Here is a 6,560-nt window from a genome sequence, read left to right as displayed (position 1 = left end):
CTGCTTCGGCGGCGCGGCATAGCTCCGCCCGGCCGTCCCGACGGTCACGCCGGCGGCGCCGACGGCCGCCATCGCGAGCAGTTGGCGGCGGGAGGTCTGGGTGTGGAGGATGCGGGCATGCGTGCGCGGGTCCGTCATGGCGGTGCTCCTTGGGGGGTGAGGGGCCGACGGCTCGTCAGTATGCCGTGACAACGGCTTGCGCGGGAGACCTCACGATGGCAAATTCTCACCCCCGGTCAGGCGCAGGGGCCGGCCGTTCGCCATGAGTCGCCAGTGCGGTCCGCGGAAGCGGGTCCCGTCCACCACCCGCTCGGCCCGGACCCACTGCTGGAGCAGCTGCCGGATCTCGAGCCCGCCGTCGTGCAGGACCAGAGCGGCCGCCACCTCGGCGAACCCACCGCCGCCGGAGTGTCGGTAGCTCCCCACGGCGACGGCGAACTGGTCGGAGGCGTGCACGGAGGTTCCGGCATACCGCAGGTCGGTGACGCGGGAGCCGACCGGACGGGCGAGGTCGATGGCGTAGGTGAGCGGGTGGTCGAGTCCGTGCGCGGTGTCGAACACGTCGTCCGGGGTGCCGTGCGGGGCCAACGGGGTGGGGGCGTTGGTGAGCTCGTCGGCCGTCACCGGGCCCGGACCGGTGACCTGGTGGAAGAAGGCGGCGGCCCGCTCCAGGTGGGCACGCAGCTCCGCGCCGGAGAGCCGGGCGCCGACCAGTGTGCTGTCGTGCCGGTAGAGCCCAGCCAGGTGACGTCGGGTGATCGTGCCGAGCGGCAGCATCCCCGACCGGGTGGTGGGGGCGACGAGGGACAGCACCGGCAGGTCGGCTGCCGCCGACCCGGCGAGCTCGCGCTGCAGTGCGCTCGCCTGGACGTGCGCCAGCAGGCGGAGCAGCGAGGAGTCCTCGAAACGCGCGGTGGCCAGCGACAGCCGGGCCCGGCTGGTGGCGACCGGGGTGGACAGGTGGCGACGGACAGCGTCGTGGTGCGGCGCGACGAGGTCCACGACCCGCGGGTCCTCGGGGACCTCGCTGGCGTGGCGCAGCTGGGCCCGGACCCCGGCAACGCGCCAATGGCCGCCGGTCAGCTCGAGGTCGAGGTCGATGACGGTGAGCCGCATCCCCCACGAGACGGGTTCGGAGAGCAGGACCGGGCGGCCGGTCTGCTCGTGGGCCACGAACCGCTCCGCGATCTCGACGTGGGCGTGCCCGACGAGAATCGCATCGATTCCCGGAACGCGCTGGGCGAGAAGGGTGCTGGCGTTCTCCGGCCACGGCAGGGCAGCACCGTAGGAGCTCGCGCCGTCCGCACCCGAGTGGCAGCAGACGAGGACCACGTCGGCGCCGGCGGCACGCAGCTCGGGCACCGACCGCGCTGCCTGCTCGACCACGCCCTCGAACCGCAGCCGGCCCGCGACGTGGCGCTCGTCCCAGACGGCGACGCCCGGTGTGACCAGTCCGAGGATCCCGACGCGGACGGGTGGACCCGCCGGCGCGTGCACGGTGCGCACCACCCACGGGGTGAAGGCGGGCGCACCGGTGCCCCACGCATGGACGTTGGCACCCAGCAGCGGGAAGTCGAGCTGGTCCTCGAAGGCGCGCAACGTCGCGAGGCCGTGGGTGAAGTCGTGGTTGCCGAGGGCGGCGGCGTCGTAGCCGAGGTGGTTCATGACGACCGCCATCGGGTGCTTGGCGCCCGCCGTGACCGGGTCGACCCGGGCGAAGTGCTCCGCCAGCGCCGAGCCCTGGATGGTGTCGCCGGCGTCGAGGAGCACGCAGTTCTCGGCGCCCCGCTCCGTCCGCAGTCTCGACACCAGCGTGGCGATCTTGGCGAGGCCGACCTCGTTGCCCAGCGGGTCGGCATACTCCTGGTCGGCGAGGTAGTCCCAGTTGCGGACGTGGCCGTGCAGGTCGGTGGTGCCGAGCACGGTGATCCGGTGGCGGGGGCGGGCGGTCATGACCCGCCGAGTATCCCCCACCCCCAGCCTGCCGGTGCGAGCGTCAGCTCGTGGTGAAGACCTCTGCCTCACCACCGTGCGGCCGGCCGTCGACGCCACTCTCGGCCCCGCCACGGCCGCCGACCCACGACCACGCGTAGCGCCCGTCGTCGACGGCGCGCCCGCCTTCGCCGACCTCGAGCGGCCGGAAGGTGTCCACCATGACGGCCAGCTCGTCGAAGTAGTGCACCCCGATGGACTTCTCGTAGGCGCCCGGCTGCGGTCCGTGCGCGTGGCCGCCCGGGTGCAGTGAGATCGAGCCCTTGCCGATGCCGGAGCCCTTGCGGGCCTCGTAGTCGCCGTCGACGTAGAACATGACCTCGTCGCTGTCGACGTTGGAGTGGTAGTACGGCACGGGGATCGAGTCCTCGTGGTAGTCCACCTTGCGCGGCACGAAGTTGCAGATGACGAAGCCGGCGCCCTCGAAGACCTGGTGCACGGGCGGCGGCTGGTGCACCTTGCCGGTGATCGGCATGTAGTCGGCCACGTTGAAGGCGTACGGGTAGAGGCAGCCGTCCCAGCCGATCACGTCGAGCGGGTGGAAGGGGTAGGTGTAGATCGTGCCCACGAGGCCGCCGGTGCTCTGCGGCCCGCTGCCGCGGTGCTTGACGTAGACCTCGGTCGCCTCGTCGGCGTGGGCGCCGACCTCCTCGGCGAGCAGTGGGCCCTGCGGCGTGCGCAGGTCCCGCTCGCAGTACGGCGCGTGCTCGAGGAACTGCCCATAACGCGACAGGTAGCGCTTCGGCGGGGAGATGTGGGAGTTGCCCTCGATGCAGTAGGCCCGCAGCGGCTCGCTGAAGTCGGTGTCGCCCTCCACCAAGGGCAGCCACCGGTGCGTCGTCGCGCGCGGGATCACCAGGTAGTCCCCCTGCCGCACGTCGAACGCGCCGAACACCGTCTCCACCCGCGCACCACCGCGCTCGATGTAGACGCACTCATCGCCGATGCCATTGCGGTAGAACGGACTCGGCTTGTCGGCCACCACGTAGGAGATGCGCACGTCGCCGTTGCCGAGGATGAGCCGGCGGCCGGTGACGGCGTCGACGCCCGAGGAGTCGGCGGGGAACAGGTCGTGCAGCTTCAGGTGCCGCGGGGTGAGCGGGTGGTTGGAGCAGGTCGACAGGTCGCCGAGGTCCCACACCCGGGCGTCCTGGATCGCCGACGGGAGCCCCCGGTGGTAGAGCAGCGAGGAGTCGCTGCTGAAGCCCTCCTCCCCCATGAGCTCCTCGTAGTAGATCCCGCCGTCCGGGGTGCGCAGCTGGGTGTGCCGCTGCCGGGGCAGCGCGCCCCGGGACTGGTAGTGCGCCATGGTTTCCTCGCTCGTCGACGTGTCCGTTCAGCGGACGTGCATGTCTCGTTACCCTCCACGATCCAGTAGCCTGCCGAACATGTCAATGACGCCCCCCGACCAGCACCCGAAGGCCGGGCGGTCCGCCGACGCGGGCGGCGCTGCCCACCTCGCCGAGCGGAGCCTGTTCACCGATCTCGTCGACGACGCCGCGGTGTTCCCACCCGGTCTCGCACCGCTGCCCCGCGCGGTCACCGAGCACGTGGCGCGTCACCAGGAGTCGTATGCCGACCTCGTGGGTCCGCTGCTCATCCCCGCCTCCGCTGCGGGAGACCTCCGCGGGCAGGACCGGCCGGGGCCGTTCGAGGTGGGCGTGATCGGGCGCCCGGGCACGCCGGTCGCGGAGGTGACCGCCGCCGTCGACCTGCTCGCCTCGGCCGCCGGTGTCACGCCGGTCGGCCTCGAGGTGGGCTGGTCACCGCAGTGGCGGGAGGCCCTGGCCGCCGCGCTGCCGGTCTCGGTGGAGGTGCCCCGCGAGGCCGGGCCCCAGGACACCGCACTCGAGGAGCTCTCCGCGGCCCAGGGTGACGGCCGGGTCCAGGCCAAGCTGCGCACCGGCTCCACGCCCCAGCAGCCTGTGCCCACCGCCAGCGAGCTGTCCCGCTTCATCCGCGCCTGCATCGACCGCGACCTGTCGTTCAAGCTCACCGGCGGGCTGCACCACGCCGTCGCGCACACGAGCCCCGAGGGCGAGGACCAGCACGGGTTCCTCAACGTCCTGTGCGCGACGCGGTGGGCGCTCAACGGGGCGGAAGCGGCTGAGCTGGCCCACCTGCTGCTGGAGCGTGACCCGCAACCACTCGTGGAGATGCTGGTCCGGATGAGCGAGGCGGATGCCAGCGTCGTACGGGCGTTCTTCACTGCCTACGGTTGCTGCGGGGTCCTCGACCCCGTCCACGACCTGTCGTCCCTCGGACTGATCAAGGAGAGTGCATGAGCCACACCTGGCTGGACGTCCCCGCCGACCACCCCTTCGGCATCGCCACCCTGCCCTACGGGGTGTTCTCGGCCGGAGGGCCCGAGCAGCGCCGGGTCGGTGTGCGCATCGGCGATCAGGTCCTCGACGTGTCCGCTACCGCCCGTGCGACGGGTGCGGACTGGGCCGACGCATGGAACCGGCCGACGCTCAACGACTTCCTCGCGCTCGGACGCTCCGCGTGGACCAGCGCCCGCGAGTGGCTCGTCGAGCTGCTGGGCAACGAGGCACACCGCTCCGAGGTCGAGCCGCACCTCGTCCCGCTCGGTGACGTCACGCTGCACCTGCCGATCGACGTGGCGGACTACGTCGACTTCTACGCCAGTGAGCAGCACGCGACCAATGTCGGCTCGATCTTCCGGCCCGACAGCGCGGCCCTCACGCCGAACTGGAAGCACCTGCCGATCGGCTACCACGGCCGCTCCGGCACCGTCGTGGTCAGCGGCACCGACATCGTGCGCCCGACCGGCCAGCGCAAGGCGCCGAGCGATGCGGCCCCGACCTTTGGCCCCAGCATCCGGCTCGACATCGAGACCGAGCTCGGCTACGTCGTCGGCGGTTCGACCACGGTCGGCAGCCGCGTGTCCGTCGACGAGGCGAGCAACCACCTCTTCGGGGTGACGCTGTTCAACGACTGGAGCGCTCGCGACATCCAGGCGTGGGAGTACGTCCCACTCGGCCCGTTCCTCGGCAAGTCCTTCGCCTCCTCGATCGGGGCGTGGGTCGTGCCGATGGAAGCCCTTGCGGCCGCGCGCGTTCCGCTGCCGACGCAGGACCCCGAGCCCCTGCCCTACCTGCGGGGGGCGAGTGAGGCGTCATACGGCTTGGACCTCAGGTTCGAGGTGCGGCTCAACGACACGGTGATCGCACGGCCGCCGTACAAGGAGCTGTACTGGTCACCGGCGCAGATGCTGGCGCACATGACGGTCAACGGCGCGAGCCTGCGGCCGGGTGACCTGTTCGCGTCCGGCACCATCAGCGGCAACGAGAAGGACCAGCGCGGCAGCCTGCTCGAGCTCACGTGGAACGGCAAGGAGCCGATCACGTTGTCCGACGGCAGCACTCGCGGCTTCCTCGAGGACGGCGACACCGTCACGATCACCGCGTGGGCGCCCGGCCCCGAGGGCGCCACGATCGGCCTCGGCGAGGTGACCGGCACCATCCGTTCCGCCGTCTGACGCGCACACCCGACCGGACCCAAGACTGTTGCTGGTGGAGGGCGACTGGCGAGTCGCCTCCCACCAGCAACGGTCGTTTGGGGGGTGAGTCTCAGAACAGGCTGATGAGCTTGTCGATGCACAGCACGAAGAACAGCAGCCCCGCCGCGGCGAGCACGACGTTGGACAGCCACCCGTTGCGGTGCTCCTTCGGCACGCGTGAGCCGTTCATCAGCCACAGCAACGTGAAGGCCAGGAACGGCATGAACGCGGCGCCGAGCGCACCGTAGAGCACGATCAGCTGGATCGGCTTGCCCAGCAACAGCAGCAGCATCGGCGGGAAGGTCAGCCACAGCACGTAGCCGCGGAACCACCAGTTGTTGGTGCGCGCGCGGTCGGTCGCGTCCGGCAGCGACCGGCCGCCGAGCCGGGCCGAGACGTTGGCGGCGAAGTCGGCGAAGAGCAGGCTGACGCCGTTCCAGACACCGAGGATCGAGGTGAACGACGTGGCCCAGAAGCCGATGAGGAACGACCAGCGCAGCGCCGGACCGAACTGCTGCTGCAGCGTGTCCCCGACGGTCAACAGGCTGCCGTCGCCCTCCAGAGTCGTGTTGGTCGCATAGAGCAGCTCCGCACCGACGATGAGCATGGAGATGACGAAGATGCCGGTGACGACGTAGGCGACGGTGTTGTCCAGCCGCATGACGTTCATCCAGCTCGAGTCGCGCCACCCCTTGGCGTGGACCCAGTAGCCGTACGCCGCCATGGTGATCGTGCCGCCGACGCCGCCGATCAGCCCGAGCGTGTAGAAGAGCCCGTTCTCCGGCATGGTCGGCACCAGCCCGGTCGCCATCGCGGGCAGGTTCGGAGCCGCCAGCACCGCGGCACTCACCACGGTCAGGAACATCACGCCCACCAGGACGGCGGTGATCTTCTCGAACACCTCGTAGCGGTTGAGCAGCACCAGCACCAGTCCGGCGAGGCCGCTGAGGATCGCCCACGCGTTGAGCGAGAGCGCGGGGAACATCGCGTGCAGCGGCAGGGCCGTCGAGGACATCCCGGCCGCGCCGTAGACGAATCCCCAGAT

Annotated in this window: 6 protein-coding genes; 2 read left to right on the top strand and 4 right to left on the bottom strand. The window is 71.1% G+C overall.

Features of this window, described 5'->3' with window-relative positions; genetic code table 11:
• The 3 genes from VFL99_RS18365 to VFL99_RS14170 form a co-directional block, all read right to left on the bottom strand.
• Positions 1 to 138, bottom strand: a 138-nt coding sequence (locus VFL99_RS18365; RefSeq protein WP_414713763.1) for a twin-arginine translocation signal domain-containing protein, incomplete at its 3' end; no start/stop codon positions are given.
• 72 nt (positions 139 to 210) lie between these two features.
• Positions 211 to 1,953: a bifunctional metallophosphatase/5'-nucleotidase gene (locus tag VFL99_RS14175; RefSeq protein WP_325107022.1), complete on the bottom strand. Its 1,743-nt coding sequence runs from the start codon at positions 1,951 to 1,953 to the stop codon at positions 211 to 213.
• A 43-nt stretch (positions 1,954 to 1,996) separates the two neighbouring features.
• Positions 1,997 to 3,301 carry a homogentisate 1,2-dioxygenase gene (locus VFL99_RS14170; RefSeq protein ID WP_325107021.1) on the bottom strand — a complete coding sequence of 435 codons (1,305 nt, stop codon included), beginning with the start codon at positions 3,299 to 3,301 and terminating at the stop codon, positions 1,997 to 1,999.
• 79 nt (positions 3,302 to 3,380) lie between these two features.
• Between VFL99_RS14170 and VFL99_RS14165 the strand changes: the two genes are divergently transcribed.
• Complete coding sequence (locus VFL99_RS14165) at positions 3,381 to 4,277, top strand: hypothetical protein (protein WP_325107020.1); 897 nt, start codon at positions 3,381 to 3,383, stop codon at positions 4,275 to 4,277.
• Positions 4,274 to 5,494, top strand: a complete 1,221-nt coding sequence (gene fahA / locus VFL99_RS14160) for a fumarylacetoacetase (protein WP_325107019.1) — start codon at positions 4,274 to 4,276, stop codon at positions 5,492 to 5,494. The genes VFL99_RS14165 and fahA overlap by 4 nt, the downstream gene beginning before the upstream one ends.
• 91 nt (positions 5,495 to 5,585) lie before the next feature.
• On the opposite strand, the gene VFL99_RS14155 is transcribed toward fahA, so the two are convergent.
• Positions 5,586 to 6,560 (bottom strand): Nramp family divalent metal transporter (locus VFL99_RS14155; RefSeq protein WP_325107018.1); only part of this gene is annotated, 975 nt, incomplete at its 5' end.

It is taken from the genome of Segeticoccus sp. (assembly GCF_035708005.1).
Note: the sequence above shows the minus strand (reverse complement) of the source record. Positions and strands in the feature narration are given on the sequence as shown.

What these genes read in the sequence shown, in the direction of transcription:
- VFL99_RS14175 (WP_325107022.1), bottom strand. Translation starts at nt 1,953, where the DNA reads ATGACCGCCCGCCCCCGCCACCGGATCACCGTGCTCGGCACCACCGAC.
- VFL99_RS14170 (WP_325107021.1), bottom strand. Translation starts at nt 3,301, where the DNA reads ATGGCGCACTACCAGTCCCGGGGCGCGCTGCCCCGGCAGCGGCACACC.
- VFL99_RS14165 (WP_325107020.1), top strand. Translation starts at nt 3,381, where the DNA reads ATGTCAATGACGCCCCCCGACCAGCACCCGAAGGCCGGGCGGTCCGCC.
- fahA (WP_325107019.1), top strand. Translation starts at nt 4,274, where the DNA reads ATGAGCCACACCTGGCTGGACGTCCCCGCCGACCACCCCTTCGGCATC.